The following is a 16,310-nucleotide window of genomic DNA, read 5'->3' as shown; positions in this document are numbered from 1 at the left end:
GGTCGCGCCCTCTGCACGCGCTCGCGCCAGCCCGCGCTCCCCCCTTCTGGCGTCGTCGGCAGCGGGAGATGTGTAAAAGAGCCAGGGGTTGGCGGGGCGTCACCCGGCAGCCGGCCATCAGGCCGCCTCCGTCAGCGCGCCACCCAGGAACAGCTGCGCCACCCGCGGATCGGCGAGGATCTCGGCAGCCGGCCCCTGCATCCGAGTCTGGCCGAGCTCGAGCACGAGACCCTCGTCGGAGATCTCCAGCGCAGAGCGGGCGTTCTGCTCGATCATCAGGATGGTGACGCCCTTGGCGCGCAGTTCCATCAGGATCGCGAAGGTCTCCTGGACCAGCATCGGCGAGAGCCCGATCGAGGGCTCGTCGATCAGCACCAGCTTGGGATCGAGCAGGAGCCCGCGAACGATCTCGAGCTGCTTCTGCTGCCCGCCCGACAGCGTCGAGGCCTGGACATCGGCCTTGGCCCGCAGCGCCGGGAAACGGTCGAGCGCCGCCTCGATCCGCCGGGGCATGTCGGTGATATGGGCGCCCGCCGCCACCGCGCCGAGCTCGAGATTGTGGCGCACCGACAGCTCGGGGAAGATGTTGCGCCCCTGCGGCACATAGCAGATGCCGGCCTCCAGCAGCTTGCGCTGGCTCCAGTTGGTGATCTCGGTGCCCTCCAGCCGGATCGCGCCCTCGCGCACCTTGAGCAGGCCGAAGATCGCCTTGAACACGGTCGATTTGCCGGCGCCATTGGGGCCGATGACGGTGGTGATGGCGGCGCGCGGCACCTTGAACGTCGTGCCGTTCAGGATGGTCATGGCGCCATAGCCGCCGACCACGCCGTCGAGTTCGAGGATGGGGGTGGTCATTCCGGTCTCCATTCCCTTCCGCGTCATTCTCGGGCGGAGCGCAGCGCAGACCCGAGAATCTCTTGCAGGAGATGCTCGGGTCGAGCCCGAGCATGACGGATGTTAGTGCCCCAGATACGCGTCGATCACGGCCGGATTGGCCCTGACCTCGGCCGGCGTGCCCTCCGCCAGCACCCGCCCTTCAGCCAGCACGATCACGCGCGAGCACAGGCTCATCACGAAATCCATGTTGTGCTCGATGACGACGAAGGTCGCGCCCTGCTCGGCGTTGATCGCCCGCAGTCGCTCCTTGAGGTCGCCCAGCATGGTGAGGTTGACGCCACCGGCCGGCTCGTCGAGCAGCACGAGGCGCGGCCCGGCCATGAAGGCCATCGCCGCGTCGAGCAGCTTTTGCTGGCCGTAGGAGAGCCCGCCCGCCTTGGCGTCCGCGAGATGGCCGAGCTTGAAGAAGCCGATCATCTGCTCGGCTTTCTCGGTCAGCCCCGCATCCCGCGCCCCGAACAGGCGCGACAGCATCGTGCCCTCATGCTCCTGGCCGGCGAGGATCAGGTTCTCGCGCACCGATAGCTCGGGGAAGACCTGCAGCAGCTGGAAGGTGCGGCTGACGCCGAGCCGGTTCAGCTCGGAGGGGCGCAGATTGGTGACCTCGCGGCCATCCAGCTTCACGCTCCCTTCCGTCGGCTCCAACTGGCCGAGGATGCAGTTGAACAGGGTCGACTTGCCGCAGCCATTGGGGCCGATGATGCCGAGGATCTCGCCCTCCTTGACCGAAAACGACACGCCGTTGACGGCCTTGATGCCGCCGAACGCCTTGTGGAGGTTGTCGACTTCCAGAACCGTGCTCATCGGCCGTCTCCCCGCTTGCCGGTGAGCTTCGCCCAGCCGCGCTCCATCAGCCCGCTCACCCCTTGTGGGCAGGCGATCAGCAGCAGCATGACGATGGCCGCGAAGATGATCAGGTAGAGCGAGCCGGCGAAGCGCAGCCATTCCGGCAGGACGACGCCGAGCAGCGCCCCGACGAACGGCCCGAGCAGATAGCCCGAGCCACCCGCCACCACCATCAGCAGCAGGAAGAAACTCTGCGACAGCGAAAACGGCGAGGGGTCGATGAACTCGACCAGCGGCGCATAGAGCGCCCCCGCAAAACCCGCATAGGCGGAGCCGATGGCGAAGGCGAGCAGGGTGTAGGCGCGGGTGTCGATGCCCAGGCTCGCGGCGCGGATCGGGTTCTCGCGCAGCGCCGTGAAGGCGCGGCCCCAGGGCGAGCGGATCAGCCACCACAGCGCAACCGCCAGGATGAGCGTCACCACCACGACGAAGCGGTGGAATTCCAGCGCGCCGAACAGCTTGATGCCGAAGAAGTCGGGCCGGTTGATGTTGGAGATGCCGAAGACGCCGCCGGTCAGCCACTGCTCGTTGCGCAAAACGAGCCAGATCAGCGTCGAGAAGGCCAGCGTCACGAAGGCGAGGTAATGCGCCTTCACCCGCAGCGCCGGGAAGCCGAGCACGATGCCGACCGCGAAGGTGAGCAAGCCCGACAGCCCGAAGGCGGCATACCAGGAGACGCCGTATTTCGTCGTCAGGATCGCGGTGGTGTAGGCGCCCAGGCCCATGAAGGCCGCCTGCGCCAGCGACTTCAGCCCGGCATAGCCCAGCGTCAGGTTGAGCCCCATCACGGCGATGCTCATCACCAGCCAGAGCGAGAGCACATAGGTGCCGTAACGGCCCATGCCGACCGGCGCGAACCAGAGGATCACGGCGCCCGCCAGCAGCGTCAGGAAGGCGCCGTCGAAGGTGCCGCCGAGCGGCAGCCTCGTGAGGCGAGGGGAGGAGGAGAGGCGGTCGCCCGCGTCGGGCCGGGTCGCTTGCACGGTCATACGCGGCGCTCCTCTTTGCGGCCCATCAGACCCTCGGGCTTGAGCAGGATGATCACGACGAGCAGCACCAGCGGCACGGCCAGGCGGTACTGGCTCGAGATGTAGGCCGCGGCCATCGAATCGACGATGCCGACGACGAGCCCGCCGACCAGCGCGCCGCGGACCTGATTGAAGCCGCCGACGATCGCCGCGATGAAAGCAAACAGCCCGATCACCTCGCCATTGGAGAACTTCGCCAGATAGATCGGCGAGATCAGCACGGAGGCGACGACGGCCAGCGCGGCGTTGATCACGAAGGTCAAAAGCACCATCCGCTCGACCGGGATGCCGAGGATGCGCGCCACGGTGGGGTTCTGCGCGGTCGCCTGCATCTGCCGGCCGAGCCGCGTGCCGCCGACGAACCATTGCAGCAGGCCGATGACCGCGAAGGCGCAGGCGATGATCGCCAGATGCTGCAGCGAGATCGCCGCACCGAAGACCTCGATCGTCTGCGTCGGCACGAAGGAGGGGAAGTTCTGCGCCTCGGCCGAGAAGCCGTCCTTGGCGCCTTCCTTCATGATGATGGAGAGCGCCATGGTGGCGATGGCGAGCGGCAGCACGCCATGCCGGATCATCGGATCGACCACGGTGAGCTTGAAGCCGACGCCGAAGATCAGGATGAAGGCGGCGATGCCGATCAGCGCGCCCAGCCAGACCGGCGCGCCGAAGAGCTTGATCGCGAGCAGCACCAGCACGGCCGGCAGCATGACGAACTCGCCCTGGGCGAAGTTGATCGTCTGCGAGGTCTGCCAGACCAGCGTGAAGCCGATCGCAGCCAGCGCATAGATCGCGCCCGTGGCAATGCCGGCGATGAGATAGGCGATGAATTCGGCCATGGGGGTGCCTCGCGATGGGGCGTCATGGTCGGGCTTGACCCGACCATCTCAGGACGAAAACCGTCATTGCAAGGAGCAAAGCGACGAAGCAATCCAGGAGGACGCAGAGCACGCGGCTCTGGATTGCTTCGCTACGCTCGCAATGACGGCGAAGCGTGATTGCTGCTTACGGCTTGATCTTCGGCAGCGTCGCCGTGATCACCTGCTTGCCGTTCTGCACTTCGGCGAGGAAGCTCTCGCGGTCGAGGTCGCCATTCTGTTCGATCGTGGTCTCGATCAGGATGCCCGGCTCCTCGGAGGGCTTGATCGTCGCGCCGCGCAGCGTGTCGGCGACGCCCTTCTTGTCGAATTTCTTCTGCTTCTCGGTCGCCCATTTGATCATATAGACGGCCATGTAGCCCTTCAGGCCGTTATGGTCGGACGCGTAGTTGTACTTCGCCTGGAACTTCTTGCCGAACTCCTGGAAGGCCGGGATCGGCGCGTCGATCGACAGGCCGACATGGCCCTTGACGCCGTTGGCGGCCTCGCCCGCAAGCTCGATCACCTTGGCGCCGAGCAGCGTGGTCTCGCCGACCATCGGCTTGGTGATGCCCTGCTGCTTGGCGGCGCGCAGGAAGCGGGCGCTCTCCTCCTCGTTCAGATAGACGAAAACGGCGTCGGCATTGGCGTTCTTGATCTTGATCGCGTCGGCGGCGAAATCGGCCTGGCCCTGCTCGGTGGCGATGTCGGCCGCGACCTTGATGCCGGCCTTCTCCAGCTCGGGGATGATCGCGTCGCGACCGCCCTTGCCGAAATCGTTGTTGACCCAAACCACCGCGACCGAACCGGCTTTCACCGTGTCCTTGAGGTATTTGGCGATCTTGGGCATCGCCGCGCTCTGGCTGAGCGAGGTGCGGAAGATGTAGGGGTTGCCCTGCTTGGTCAGGCCGGCCGCTTCGCCGCCGACGAGCTGCGCGATCTCGGCGCGCTGGGCGATCTGCATGGAGGCGCCGATCGGGCCGGAGAAGACCGGACCGAGGACGGCATAGGTGCCCTCGTCGATGGCGCGCTGCACGGCGGCGCGGGTGTTTCCGGGGTTGGTCTGCGTGTCGTAATGGGTGATCTCGATCTGCTTGCCGAGAATGCCGCCCTTGGCATTGATGTCGGCGACGGCGAGGTCGATGCCGTTCTTCCAGTTGGTGCCGGCCGTGGCGCCGGCGCCGGACAACTCGACGACGTCGACGAGCTTGACCTTGTCCTGCGCCAGAGCGGGCAGAGAGAGGCCCGCGCTCAGCGCGGCGGCAATGATCCAGTCAGTCTTCATGGGTGTCTCCTCCAGGGTTTTCTTTGGCGTTCTTGTCCGCCCGACTGTCGCGGGTCGTTGTCTTGGGTCTTGGTCTTGGGTCTTGGTCGTGGGTCGTGGTGGTCTCAGGCTGCTCGGTGGCTCGCCTCCTGCGCGGCCAAGGCTTTGTCGAAGGCATCGGCGATCACGCCGGCCGGGGGCTGTACCCCGGTGAACAGCGCAAAGGCATCCACGGCCTGGTTGATGCTGAGCTCGCGTCCCGTCATCACCATGGCGCCGGCCTTCTGCGCGGCTTTGAGCAGCGGAGTCCAGAGCGGATGATAGACCGCGTCCGCAACCCAATGAGACTTTCGGATGAGATCGGCAGGCACGGGGCTGTCGCGGTTGGGCAGCATGCCGATCGGCGTGCCGTTGACGATGCCGGCTGCACCCGACACCGCCTCCTCGACGCTGGCCGAAATCTGCACCTGCGCCCGCTCGCCGATCTGGCTCGCCAGCGCCTGCGCCTTGGCACGGTCGCTGTCGAACAGCTTGAGATGGCGCACGCCGCTGCCTGCCAGCGCAAAGCCGATCGCCTTGCCGACGCCACCCGTGCCGATGATCGCGACGGGGGCGTCGCCATCATCGCGCCCCAATGCGCGATAGGCGGTGGCAAAGCCGGTCGCATCCGTGTTGTGGCCGGTCAGCGTGCCGTCTCGCGCCACGACCGTGTTGACCGCGCCCATGGCGGCGGCCTCCGGCGACAACGCGTCCAGCAGAGGCACGACCGCTTCCTTGTAGGGAAAGGTCACGTTGATGCCGGAGAAGCCCATCCGGCGGATGCCGTCGAGCATTGCCACGAGGTCGGCGCGACCGGCTGCTGCCACGTCCATCAGGTGGTAGTGCAGGTCGAAACCGGCGGCCCGCGCCGCTGCTTCATGCATCGCCGGTGCCGCCGAATGCGCGATCGGCGTACCGATCAGGCCCAGCAGCACGCGCTTCGTCCGGTTGGCGATCGGAAAGCCCGGCATGGTCTCGTCCCTGTTGCGCTCGCCCGTCTTCCGGCAGGCGTTGCAGCATGCAGATAAGCCGACGGCGCCCGCTAACGCGATAACCAATTTGGACGTGCTGCCTAACCTGATGTTATTTTCTCGGCCACGACATTCGGGGTCATCAGCCTCGTCGGTCGATCATGGCCGGACGAGATACGGTGGCCGACCTGGACTGACTGAAGGGCCGTTTGGGGAGCGGCTGTCTCGCGCGAGCCGACTGGTCGCGGTTCGCGGCTCGAACGCTGCGCCCCCGGCTCAGGGCGTGTGGAACTTGAAGGGATTCCAGGCCGCCGGCTGGATCTTGAACAGGTCGAACATCCCCCGTTGGAATTTGTGGACCAAGCCGTAATTGTCGTGGAAGGCCGTGGCGTGCTGGCTGGGGTCGGCATCGAAAGGCGATGGCATGAATTTGTATTCGTTGTGGTCGGCCCTGAGGCCGCGTCCCAGGATCGACGAATAGATGTTGGTTCCGATGACGGTCAGGAAGTCCGATCGTGCATATTCGAGGCGAATGCCCGTGACATCGCCATAAGCTGCGTAGTTGTTTTCCGCGAGATGGATCAACTCATGCAGCAGAATCTCGTCGGCCCGACAGCCGGGTTTGCTCTGCGAACTGTCGAAGTTGTGGGGCGTGAACAGGACGGACTGGAAGGCGGCTGTCGATGAGGAGTGCGCATTGAGATCGTCGAATCGATAGGGCTCCACGAAGACGCGCCTGCGCCGCCCCATCACGATCTGCCTGCCGAGGGCATTGCCGCAAAGGATGTCGAAGGTTTCCTGTGTCCTGCGCACCCATTCGGCCGGGTGGATCGGTGTCGTGCGCTCGACCGCCCTGGCGCCGTCGAGAATGATCATCGGGTTCTGCTTCAACGGCGCCACGAACGGCGTGGAGGGGCCGGGCGGGGGCTTCGGTGGTGTCGTGCCCAGGGCCAGCATGTTCAGTTGAGCGAGCGTGTTCTTGTCCGGGTCGACCACGCCGTCGATGTGCTGGAAATGGCCCTTGCCCTTCCAGAACAGCTGAAAATCCCAGATGGCATCGGCAACGAATTGCGGGCAATTGCCGTTGGGTCCCGACAACGGCGGCACCCGCCACTCCTCGCTCTTGCCCCCCTGCGCCTTTGGGATCTTTGCCAGCAGCTGGATGACCTTGCCCTGATCGCTGGCGTTGTTCTTGACGTTCTGCTTTCGGAAGCGGAGTCCGACCGGCCCGTCGATCGTCACCCTGTCTGCCATCGGATTCCCCGTCGCCGCCGACCCCATGAGATCAGCTAGGGATATGGCATCGAGCGGGCATGCCACATCATTCGTTTGGCTGAGGAACCACCGCTGGCTGAAGCGCAGGCGAGCCCGGAGGATGATGGTCTCCGCTGCCCGGCGACGCTCGCGCAGAAAGGTGAGGCTGCTATCCCGGCCTGGCCCTCACCACCATATCCATCTCCTGCCGCAGCAGCGTCACGAAGGTCTCGGCATAGAGCGAGGGCGCCTTGTCGTTCTTGATCGCGACATAGGTCTGGAACTGCGTCGGCTCGGCGATCGGGATCGTCGTGATGCCCTGCATCGAGCCATGCGCCACCGTGAACTGGTCGATGACCGCGATGCCGAGCCCGGCCCGCACCAGCGAGCAGACGGTCGTGCCGAAGCGCGCCTTGATGACGATGTCGTAGGCGAGGCCCTGGCGGCTGAAGATCTCGGCCATGATCCGGCCATAGGGGTCGTTGGGGTCGATGCCGATCAGCGGATGGCGCACGATCTCGGCGGCTGAGATGATCGTGCGTCCGGCCAGCTCATGACCGTCCGGAACGATGCAGCGAAGTTCGCCCATCGACAGCGGCACGAAATCGATGCCGGGATGGTCGAGCTTGTAGCTCATCGCCGCGATCTCGCCCTTGCCGAGCAGGAGATAGTCGATCGCCTCCTCGATCTTGAGGATGTTGATGTCGAGCCTGAGATCGGGGTGCTTGCGCTTCAGCCTTTCGATCGCGCGCGGTACCATGACATGACAGATGCTCGGCACCGAACCGATGCGCAGTTCGATGCCGCCGCCGCGCTCGATCCGCGCCAGCGTGTAGTGGAGGTCGTCGACCTTCTTGTAGACGCCGTTGATCTGCTCGAAGATGTCGTTGGCTTCCGGCGTCGGCACATAGCGGCCGTGCCGCCGCTCAAACAGCTTCAGCCGCAGCGTCTTCTCGGTATGCTTCATCAGCCGGCTGATGCCCGGCGCCGAGACCGCGAGCAGCTTGGCCGCACCGCTGATCGTGCCGGTGATCATGATGGCGCGGATCACCTCGATCTGCCGCAAGGTGAGCATTGTCCTCCCTTCCCCCCCTGAGCGTTCTTTTGACGCTGAGCGGAGGGGAGCGGCGCCCGGCTGTCAAGCAGACGCAGAGGAGGGGCCGTGAGACCGGCTGCGACTATTCAGGCTTGGGCAGCGCCTTCGCCTCGGCGTCCAGCTTCTGCAGGATCGGCAGCGTCTTCTCGGCGAAGGCCTTGAGTTCGGGGTCGGACCCGGTCTCGGCATAGGCTGATACCACCGCGAGGCTCTCCTCCTGCGCGGCGCGCTGGGCGAGCACATAGGCGCGGTCGAACTCCGGGCCCTGCAAGTCGGCAAGATCGCGCAGCAGATCGAGCTGCGGGCCGTCGGGGCGCTCCGGCAGCGCGATGTCCGAGCGCTTGGCGATGATCTGCCGCAGGCTGCTGCCGGTGGTCCCGCGATCGTTGGCGAGGCGGTGGGCGAAACTCTTGATCTCGGGCGAGACCGTCTTGTGCAGCGCCAGCGTCGCCGATTCGACCGCAAACATGGTCGAGACCGTCGCTTTGTGCACGAAATCCTGCGGCGGCATCGGGGTTTGGGCGACGGCGCCCATCGCCCAGAGCAGGGTGGCCGTCATGATCGGGAGAAGCCGTTTCATCGCGGCGTGCTGCCTTTTCGGAACATTGGCTGATGGGGAGAACAACCCCGCTGCGCCGAAGCGGTTCCGTCGGGCCGTGGCTCGCCATCGCCGCGGCGGGGGGGTGGCCTCGCGGGCGCGGCTCGTGCAGGGTGCGCGGCGAACACCGGCCAGGCCGGGATGACGAGGACAGGGACGAGACGCCATGCCGACCACCCACGAGACCCTGCGCGATGCGCTGGTCGCAACCCGCCGCGACAAGAGCCTGATCGAGATGGCCGAGCAGCCGGTGCCGGGCTCTTTCCTCGATGGGCTGGCGATCCAGGCCGACATCGCCAAGACGCTCGGCCATGCGCAGGCCGGCTGGAAGGTCGCCATCGCCGAGGACGGAACGCCGGTCGCAGGCCTGATGCCGGGGCCCTGGCTGGCGCCGGGCGATGTCTATGACGGCGCGATCGGCGCCGAGCTGCGCGTCGAGATCGAGATCGCGCTGCGACTGGCCAAGGACGTGCCGATGCGTCCCAACCAGCCCTATTCGCGGGCCGAGCTGCTGGCTCATTGCGACAAGGCCTATCTCGGCATCGAGATCGTCGAGAGCCGGCTGGCCAACTGGCAGGGCGTGCCCTTCGCCTTGTGGCTCGCCGACGCGCTCGGCCATGGCGGCTACTATCTCGGCCAGGAACTCGACATGAAGGTGCTGGACGATCTCACCGGGCTCGGCTGTTTCATATCGCTCAACGGCGTCACCATCTACGATCAGCCGGCGGTGCACGGCAACGGCGATCCGATGACGCCCTTCCTTGCCTGGGCGAATCGCAAGAACGAGCTGATGGGCGGCCTTCGCGCCGGCCAGATCGTCACCACGGGCAGCCTCTGCGGCGGCGTGCTCTCGCCGGGCAAGGGCGAGATCGTGACGAAGCTCAGCCCGCTCGGTTCGGTATCGCTAACACTTCGTTAGCCAAGCCGGTCAAATTCGTCGGGTTTGCCCCAGCGCGGCACGTCTTGGTAGGGTAGGGCGGGGAACATCGGCGAGACGGCGTTGTTGCGGTGTGGGGGGTTGCTTGGAGGTCGGATGCGGTTTTGTCGGAGGGCGAGCGGCGCTGCTGCGCTGAGCGGTTATGCGCTCGCCACGCTCCTGGGCATGCAGGCGCGGCCTGCGCACGCCTTCGATCTGTCCTCGCTGGATGTCTTCGGGCTGTTCACCAAGAAGGACGAACCGCCGGCCGCCAGTGCGGCGGCGCTGCCCTATCGCCTCGAATTCGACCTCGGCCAGGCGGATGACGCAAAGGCGTTGACGCGAACGCTGCAGGACGCGTCCCTGCTTTATCGCCTGCGCCAGGACGCGCCGCCCGATGGCGAGACGCTGGCACGCCGCATGGCTGTCGATCTCAACCCGCTCGTCGATGCGCTCTGGTCGCAAGGCTATTTCAACGCCGAGGTCGCGATCGTCGTCGATGGCGCGACGCTGAAGGTCGGCGCCGAGCCCGATGCGTCGCTGATCCGCGCGCTCGAAGCCCATCGCAATCGCGATGCCGTGCCGATTGCCGTTCGCGTCGCCCCTGGGCCGGTCTTCGGCCTTCGTAACGTCGCCGTCAGCGAGCGCGGCATTACCGGCGCGCCCGCCATCGCGAACCCCGAAAAGGTCACGCGCTTGAAACCAGGCGACCCCGCGACGGCCTCGGCGTTGCGGGCGGCGCAGGCTGCACTCGTCGACAACCTGCGCGCCCAGTCACGCCCGCTCGCGAAGGTCGTCGAGTTGCGCCCCGTCGTGGACCACGCGGCGCGGATCATGGACGTGACCTATGTCGTCGAGCCCGGCCCGGTGGCGGGCTTCGGCGACATCAGCATCGGCGACACCGCCGACATCCCGCCGGCCGTCGTGCGCTCCTTCATCTATCTCGAACCGGGCGACCCCTATTCGCCAAAGGCGCTGACCGACACCCGCAAATCGATCGCGACGATCCCCGCCATCGCCTCGGTGCGCATTCGCGAGGACGACAAGCTCGACGCCGCCGGCAACCTGCCGATCTTCGTCGAGGTGACCGAGCGACCCAAGCGCCTGATCGGCTTCTCGGCGCGCTACTCGACCATCGATGGGCCTGCGGTGAAGACCTATTGGGAGCATCGCAATCTGTTCGGCGGGGCTGAACGCCTGCGCCTCGAAGGCGATATCTTCCTGGCGCCGCGCATCGACGGCACCAAGATCAAGGACATCGGCGATTTCGAGCGTTCGGATCTCGGTGGCCGCTTTTCCTTCAGCTTCCTGAAGCCAGCGCTCGGCGGCAGCCGCTACGACTGGCTGCTGGACGGCGTCGCCACGCGCCAGCGCGTCGGCACCAACCGCTATGGCGGCTACACCGCCCGCTATGGCAACGTCACCACCGCGATTCAGCGGCGCTTCAGCGATACATTCTCGATCTCGGCCGGCCTCGAGGTCGAGAAGGGCCAGACCAGCGACGTGCTCGGACAGGTCGACTACACCCTCGTCGGCGTCCCGCTCTCGGTGAAATACGACTCCACCGACAGCCTGCTCGACGCGACGCGGGGCTTCCGCGCCAGCGCTTCGGTCACGCCTTATCCGACCTTCCTCGGTTCCACCGTCGGGCTCGTCCAGAGCAAGGCCGCGTTCTCGGCCTATTACGCGCTCGACGAGGACGCGCGCTATGTCCTGGCCGGGCGCGTCGGGCTGGGCTCGATTTCCGGGGCCGATCTCGACGAGGTGCCATCGACCCGGCGCTTCTATGCCGGCGGCGGCGGCTCGGTGCGCGGCTATGCCTACCGCACGCTCTCACCGCTGGGCCCGCTCGGCCGGCTGACCGGCGGACGCAGCCTGTTCGAGGGCTCGGTCGAGGCCCGCATCAAGGTCACCGACACCATCGGCCTCGTGCCCTTCTTCGACGCCGGCACGGCGTTCGAGGGCAGCCTGCCGGACTTCAAGCAGCGGCTGCAAATGGCAGCGGGTCTTGGCCTGCGCTACTACACGGCGATCGGCCCGATCAGGGTCGACGTCGCCGCCCCGCTCAATCCGCGCAAGGGCGACAAGCCGGTCGCGCTCTATGTCAGCATCGGGCAGGCCTTCTGATGCGGTATCGTTTTGCTCTCCCGCGCTTCAACCTGCCGCGCCTCGCGCTCGTCGCGACGCTGCTCATCGCCGGCTTCCTCGCCCTCGCGCCCTTCGGCGGCTTCGCCCAGAACGCCCAGACCGATCGCGGCGTCGTCGCCGACCTGATCTCCAAGGCCCTGTCGAGCGACACCAGCCAGGTCTCGATCGGGGAGGTCAACGGCGCGCTCTCGTCGGATGTCGAGATCCGCGACATCGTCCTGTCGGACCGTGACGGCCCCTGGCTCAGGCTCGATCGCGCCCGCCTGATCTGGACGCGCAGCGCGCTCCTGTTGCGCCGGCTCGACATCGACCGTCTCGAAATCGGCAAGCTGGAAGTGCTTCGTCGTCAGGCGCCGCCGCCTGCCGGCGCCGCGCCGCCGAGCAACGAGCCGATCCTGCCCGAACTGCCGCTGAAAGTGATCGTCCGTGCCTTCCAGCTCAATGAACTCGTGCTGGGCGAGCCCGTGCTCGGCGTGCCCGTGCGCCTGGGCGCCACCGGCTCGGCATCGCTGGGGCCGCCCAGCGAGGGCCTCGACTTGAAACTGGCTGCGCGCCGGCTCGATTCGCCGGGCCAGTTCGACGTCAACATCGCCTTCGTGCCCGACACGACGCGGCTGCAGCTCGCGGTCAAGCTCGACGAACCGGCCGGCGGCCTGATCTCCAAGGTCGTCGGCTTGCCCGGTGAACCGCCGGTCACGCTCGATCTCGGCGGCGACGGACCGCTCGATTCCTTCGGCTCGACCCTGATCTTCAACGCCGGCCCCACCATCGGCGCGCGCGGCGATGCCCGCCTCGACCGCAGCGGCACCGAGCGCCAGCTCAATCTCGCGCTCGATGCCCGCATCGAGGGATTGATGCCGGCGCCCGTCGCGCCGGTCTTCGCCGGCTCGACCCGGCTGGACGGCTCGGTCGGCTTCGCCGATGGCGGCGACATCGACATCCGCAACATGGCGCTGGTCTCGGCGCTGGCACGGCTCGACGTGCTCGGGCGCTACACCGCCGACAAGCAACTCGATTTGCGCGTCACAGCCGCTGCGCGCCCCAATGCCGAGGGCAAGACCGTCGCGTCGGGCACCGAGATCGGCAAGCTCGCTTTCGAGGCGACCCTAAAAGGCCCGGTGGCGGGTCCGACCGTCGTTGCGACGCTCGACGCGCAGGATGCCAGGCTGCCGAGCGGCCGCTTCGCCAGGCTCGGGATGACCTTCAACGCCACGCCGACCGGCATCATCGGCGAGCCCGGCACCCGCATCACCCTGACGGCCGATGGCGAGGCCTCCGGCATCGCGCTGACCGACCGCGCGCTCGCCCGCGCCGTCGGCGAGCGCGTCAGCTTCTCCCTGCGCGGCATCGGCCAGGATGACGGCACCGCCGATTTCGAGACGCTGCGGCTGGCCATGTCCGGCGTCGAACTGGACTATAAGGGCAAGGCCGGCAACGCCCGCGTGCTGGGCCGCCTCCAGGCCGTGCTGCCGGATCTGGCCCGCCTCAGCGGCCTGGCCGGGCGCCCGCTCGGCGGTCGCGCCGAGATCGGCGCGCAGATCGATGCGACGCCGCGCCTCGCCGATTACGGCGCGACGCTGACGGGACGCGGCGACAGGCTCGCCACCGGCGATGCCGTGCTGGACCGCCTGCTCGCCGGCAACCTCACCCTCGCCGGGCAGGTCCGGTCCCTCGCGGGAGACCTCAGCGTGGCCGGCCTGCGTGTGGCCGGCCAGCACGCCACCGTCACCGCTGATGGCGGTATCGGCCGCCAGGCCTCCGATCTCAAGCTCGCACTCGCCTTGCCGGATCTGAAGCGCGCCGACCCGCGTTTGTCGGGCCGTGGCGATGTCACGGCGCAGATCACAGGCCCCCGAGACAAGCTCGACGCCACCGCGCGTATCGCGATCGCCAATGCCACCGCGCTCGCCCGCCCGATCCCGCGCCTCGCCATCGACGCCGTCATTCGCGACCTCCAGGGCGCGCTCGACTCCCGCCTGACACTGAATGGCGAGATCGATTCGAAGCCTGCCACCGGGACGATAGCGCTTGCGCGCGCCCCCGGCGACGGCTGGAACCTGTCCGCTCTCGAACTCGCCATCGGCTCGGTCCGGCTGAACGGCGCGCTGACGCTCGACCCCGCCAGCCGCGCCGCCGGCCGGCTGACCCTGGCGGCCCGCAATCTCGACGATCTCTCGGCGCTGGCGCTGACCAAGCTCGGCGGCCAGCTCGATGCCGACATCACCCTTGCCGTCGTCGAAGGCCGGCAGAACCTCGGTCTGACGGCCAAGGGCAGCAAACTCGCAGGCCCTTCCATCTCGATCGACAAGCTCGACGCCAAGGCCGACGCGACCGACATCTATGGAAGGCCGAGCCTCGACGCCGCCCTCGCCATCGACCGCGCATCCGTGGCGGGCGAGGCGATCAGCGCGATCCGCTTCGATTCGAAAGGCGCCCCCGAGGCCAGCGCCTTCACGCTGAGCGCCGCTGCGCGCGGCTTTGCCCTCAACGGTGCCGGCCGGCTCGTGCCGGGCGAGCCGCTGAAGCTCGAACTCGCCGCCTTCGAGGCCCGCCGCGACGGCCGCCGCATCGCGCTCGCCAATCCCGCGACCTTCGCCTTTCCCGCCGCCGGCATCGAGATCGCCGGTCTGGCCGTTGCGATCGACAATGGCCGGCTGACGCTGGACGGCCGTGCCGGCGAGACGCTGGACCTCAACCTGACGGCCCGCGACATTCCGCTCTCGGCCGCCCGCATCGTCGCGCCGGGGCTCGACCTCGCGGGAACGCTGAACGCGCAGGCGAAAGTAACAGGCACGCCGGACGCGCTGACGGGCCCCTGGAACCTCCGCATCGCCCGCCTGGTGACGCCGGAGACCCGCCAGGCCGGCCTGCCGCCGATCGAGATCGCAGGCGAGGGCGCCTTCAAGGGCGACGAGACCAGCGTCAACGCCACCGTGAGCGCCGGCCGTGGCGCCAGCCTGACCATTCGCGGCACCGCGCCGCTCGACGCGGCGGGCGCACTCGACCTGGCTGCTCAGGGGCGGCTCGACGCCGGCCTGGTCAATCCGCTGATCGGTGCGCAGGGCAGGCGGGTCACTGGCGCGGTCGCGCTCGACATGCGCGCTGCCGGCGCGCTCGCAACGCCGCGCCTCAGCGGATCGGCCACCCTCTCCGGCGGCAGCTTCACCGACGCGCTCCAGGGTGTCCGCCTCACCGCCGTCGAGGCGCGCGTCGCGGCCACAGGCGAGAACCTCGTGATCGAGCGCGCCAGCGCCCAGACGCCCAATGGCGGAACCCTCTCCGCGAGCGGGCGGCTCTCGCTCGATCCGGCCGCCGGCTTCCCGGGCGCGATCCGCATCACCGGCAACCGCGCGCAATTGCTGTCGAGCGGCATCGTCACCGCCGTCGCCAATCTCGGCTTGGAGATCTCGGGGCCGCTGTCGCAGCGCCCGCGCCTGAGCGGGCGCGTCGATGTGCTCTCGCTCGATGTCGCGGTGCCCGACCGCCTGCCGGCCTCGTTGCGTCCGGTCGACGGCATCAAGCATATCAGGCCGACAGGCACGGCCGCAGCCCGCCTCGCGGCGCAAAAGCGGCAGGCGCGCCAAGCGACGCGCGGTGGCCGCCCGGCGCCGGTCTTCGATGCGGTGCTCGCGCTCACGGTCTCCGCCCCGAATCGGGTCTTCGTCCGCGGCCGGGGCATCGACGCCGAACTCGGCGGCGAGCTGCGGGTCGCCGGAACCCTGGCGGCCCCGGCGCTCAATGGCGGCTTCGAGCTGCGGCGCGGCCGGCTCAGCGTGCTGAGCCAGCGTCTCGACTTCAGCCGCGGCCGCCTGACCTTCACCGGCGGCACGATCCCGGAACTGGATTTCGTCGCCGAGACCCGCGCATCGGATGTCACGGCGCGCGTCATCGTCACCGGCCCGGCCGACCAGCCGTCCTTCGCCTTCACCTCGAATCCCGATCTGCCGCAGGACGAGGTGCTCTCGCGCCTGCTCTTCGCGCGGGCTTCGGGTTCGCTGTCGCCCTTCCAGGCGCTGCAACTGGCGCAGACGGCGGCGCAATTCGCCGGCGGGGGCGGCGACGATTCGTTCGAGCGCCTGCGCAAATCGCTCGGCGTCGACAATCTCGACATCCAGGTCGGCGCCGGTGGCCCGACCGTCGGGGTGTCGCGCTATATCGGCGACAACGTCTCGGTCGGCATCAAGGCCGGCGCCAGGCCGGAGGACAGCGGCGTCTCCGTCAACATCGACGTGACGCGCCGGGTCAAGGTCCAGGCCGAGACCGGCGCCGATGGCAGCGCCTCGGTCGGTGTCGGCGCAGAGTGGGAATACTGAGCGGCTGCGCCGATCGCCCGAGAATCAAATCCGGCCGTGTTGGCGCCGACCGAACAGCCGCACCTCTCGATTCTGCTCTGGAACGG

The 16,310-nt window shown here is 67.9% G+C and carries 12 protein-coding genes; 3 read left to right on the top strand and 9 right to left on the bottom strand.

Annotated elements, in window-relative coordinates; all coding sequences use genetic code 11:
* Positions 1-117: 117 nt before the first annotated feature.
* The 9 genes from AE618_RS03770 to AE618_RS28395 form a co-directional block, all read right to left on the bottom strand.
* A complete protein-coding gene (locus tag AE618_RS03770; protein ID WP_054207722.1) occupies positions 118-855 on the bottom strand; it encodes an ABC transporter ATP-binding protein in 738 nt (245 codons plus the stop codon).
* A gap of 102 nt (positions 856-957) precedes the next feature.
* A complete protein-coding gene (locus tag AE618_RS03765) occupies positions 958-1,701 on the bottom strand; it encodes an ABC transporter ATP-binding protein (RefSeq protein WP_054207721.1) in 744 nt (247 codons plus the stop codon).
* On the bottom strand, positions 1,698-2,732 hold the full coding sequence (locus tag AE618_RS03760) for a branched-chain amino acid ABC transporter permease (protein WP_082364974.1): 1,035 nt from the start codon (positions 2,730-2,732) through the stop codon (positions 1,698-1,700). Before AE618_RS03760 ends, AE618_RS03765 begins: the two co-directional genes overlap by 4 nt.
* On the bottom strand, positions 2,729-3,607 hold the full coding sequence (locus tag AE618_RS03755) for a branched-chain amino acid ABC transporter permease (protein ID WP_054207720.1): 879 nt from the start codon (positions 3,605-3,607) through the stop codon (positions 2,729-2,731). The genes AE618_RS03760 and AE618_RS03755 overlap by 4 nt, the downstream gene beginning before the upstream one ends.
* Before the next feature lie 166 nt (positions 3,608-3,773).
* Positions 3,774-4,910 carry an ABC transporter substrate-binding protein gene (locus AE618_RS03750; protein WP_054207719.1) on the bottom strand — a complete coding sequence of 379 codons (1,137 nt, stop codon included), beginning with the start codon at positions 4,908-4,910 and terminating at the stop codon, positions 3,774-3,776.
* 104 nt (positions 4,911-5,014) lie between these two features.
* Positions 5,015-5,899, bottom strand: a complete 885-nt coding sequence (locus AE618_RS03745) for a shikimate dehydrogenase (protein ID WP_054207718.1) — start codon at positions 5,897-5,899, stop codon at positions 5,015-5,017.
* A 276-nt stretch (positions 5,900-6,175) separates the two neighbouring features.
* Positions 6,176-7,153: a hypothetical protein gene (locus AE618_RS03740; RefSeq protein ID WP_156330085.1), complete on the bottom strand. Its 978-nt coding sequence runs from the start codon at positions 7,151-7,153 to the stop codon at positions 6,176-6,178.
* 169 nt (positions 7,154-7,322) lie between these two features.
* Complete coding sequence (locus AE618_RS03735; RefSeq protein ID WP_054207716.1) at positions 7,323-8,228, bottom strand: LysR family transcriptional regulator; 906 nt, start codon at positions 8,226-8,228, stop codon at positions 7,323-7,325.
* A 103-nt stretch (positions 8,229-8,331) separates the two neighbouring features.
* A complete protein-coding gene (locus AE618_RS28395) occupies positions 8,332-8,829 on the bottom strand; it encodes a DUF4142 domain-containing protein (protein WP_054207715.1) in 498 nt (165 codons plus the stop codon).
* Positions 8,830-9,013: 184 nt separating this feature from the next.
* Between AE618_RS28395 and AE618_RS03725 the strand changes: the two genes are divergently transcribed.
* The 3 genes from AE618_RS03725 (at position 9,014) to AE618_RS03715 (ending at position 16,224) form a co-directional block, all read left to right on the top strand.
* Positions 9,014-9,766, top strand: coding sequence for a hypothetical protein (locus tag AE618_RS03725; RefSeq protein WP_054207714.1), 753 nt, complete (start codon positions 9,014-9,016; stop codon positions 9,764-9,766).
* 114 nt (positions 9,767-9,880) lie between these two features.
* Positions 9,881-11,890 carry an autotransporter assembly complex protein TamA gene (locus tag AE618_RS03720; protein ID WP_054207713.1) on the top strand — a complete coding sequence of 670 codons (2,010 nt, stop codon included), beginning with the start codon at positions 9,881-9,883 and terminating at the stop codon, positions 11,888-11,890.
* Positions 11,890-16,224: a translocation/assembly module TamB domain-containing protein gene (locus tag AE618_RS03715; RefSeq protein ID WP_054207712.1), complete on the top strand. Its 4,335-nt coding sequence runs from the start codon at positions 11,890-11,892 to the stop codon at positions 16,222-16,224. The genes AE618_RS03720 and AE618_RS03715 overlap by 1 nt, the downstream gene beginning before the upstream one ends.
* The last annotated feature ends 86 nt before the right edge of the window (positions 16,225-16,310 follow it).

Source organism: Allobosea vaviloviae (assembly GCF_001298265.1).
Lineage (GTDB): Bacteria > Pseudomonadota > Alphaproteobacteria > Rhizobiales > Beijerinckiaceae > Allobosea > Allobosea vaviloviae_B.
Note: the sequence above shows the minus strand (reverse complement) of the source record. Positions and strands in the feature narration are given on the sequence as shown.

Coding starts and splice junctions, on each gene's coding strand:
- AE618_RS03770 (WP_054207722.1), bottom strand. CDS start 855: ATGACCACCCCCATCCTCGAACTCGACGGCGTGGTCGGCGGCTATGGC.
- AE618_RS03765 (WP_054207721.1), bottom strand. CDS start 1,701: ATGAGCACGGTTCTGGAAGTCGACAACCTCCACAAGGCGTTCGGCGGC.
- AE618_RS03760 (WP_082364974.1), bottom strand. CDS start 2,732: ATGACCGTGCAAGCGACCCGGCCCGACGCGGGCGACCGCCTCTCCTCC.
- AE618_RS03755 (WP_054207720.1), bottom strand. CDS start 3,607: ATGGCCGAATTCATCGCCTATCTCATCGCCGGCATTGCCACGGGCGCG.
- AE618_RS03750 (WP_054207719.1), bottom strand. CDS start 4,910: ATGAAGACTGACTGGATCATTGCCGCCGCGCTGAGCGCGGGCCTCTCT.
- AE618_RS03745 (WP_054207718.1), bottom strand. CDS start 5,899: ATGCCGGGCTTTCCGATCGCCAACCGGACGAAGCGCGTGCTGCTGGGC.
- AE618_RS03740 (WP_156330085.1), bottom strand. CDS start 7,153: ATGGCAGACAGGGTGACGATCGACGGGCCGGTCGGACTCCGCTTCCGA.
- AE618_RS03735 (WP_054207716.1), bottom strand. CDS start 8,228: ATGCTCACCTTGCGGCAGATCGAGGTGATCCGCGCCATCATGATCACC.
- AE618_RS28395 (WP_054207715.1), bottom strand. CDS start 8,829: ATGAAACGGCTTCTCCCGATCATGACGGCCACCCTGCTCTGGGCGATG.
- AE618_RS03725 (WP_054207714.1), top strand. CDS start 9,014: ATGCCGACCACCCACGAGACCCTGCGCGATGCGCTGGTCGCAACCCGC.
- AE618_RS03720 (WP_054207713.1), top strand. CDS start 9,881: ATGCGGTTTTGTCGGAGGGCGAGCGGCGCTGCTGCGCTGAGCGGTTAT.
- AE618_RS03715 (WP_054207712.1), top strand. CDS start 11,890: ATGCGGTATCGTTTTGCTCTCCCGCGCTTCAACCTGCCGCGCCTCGCG.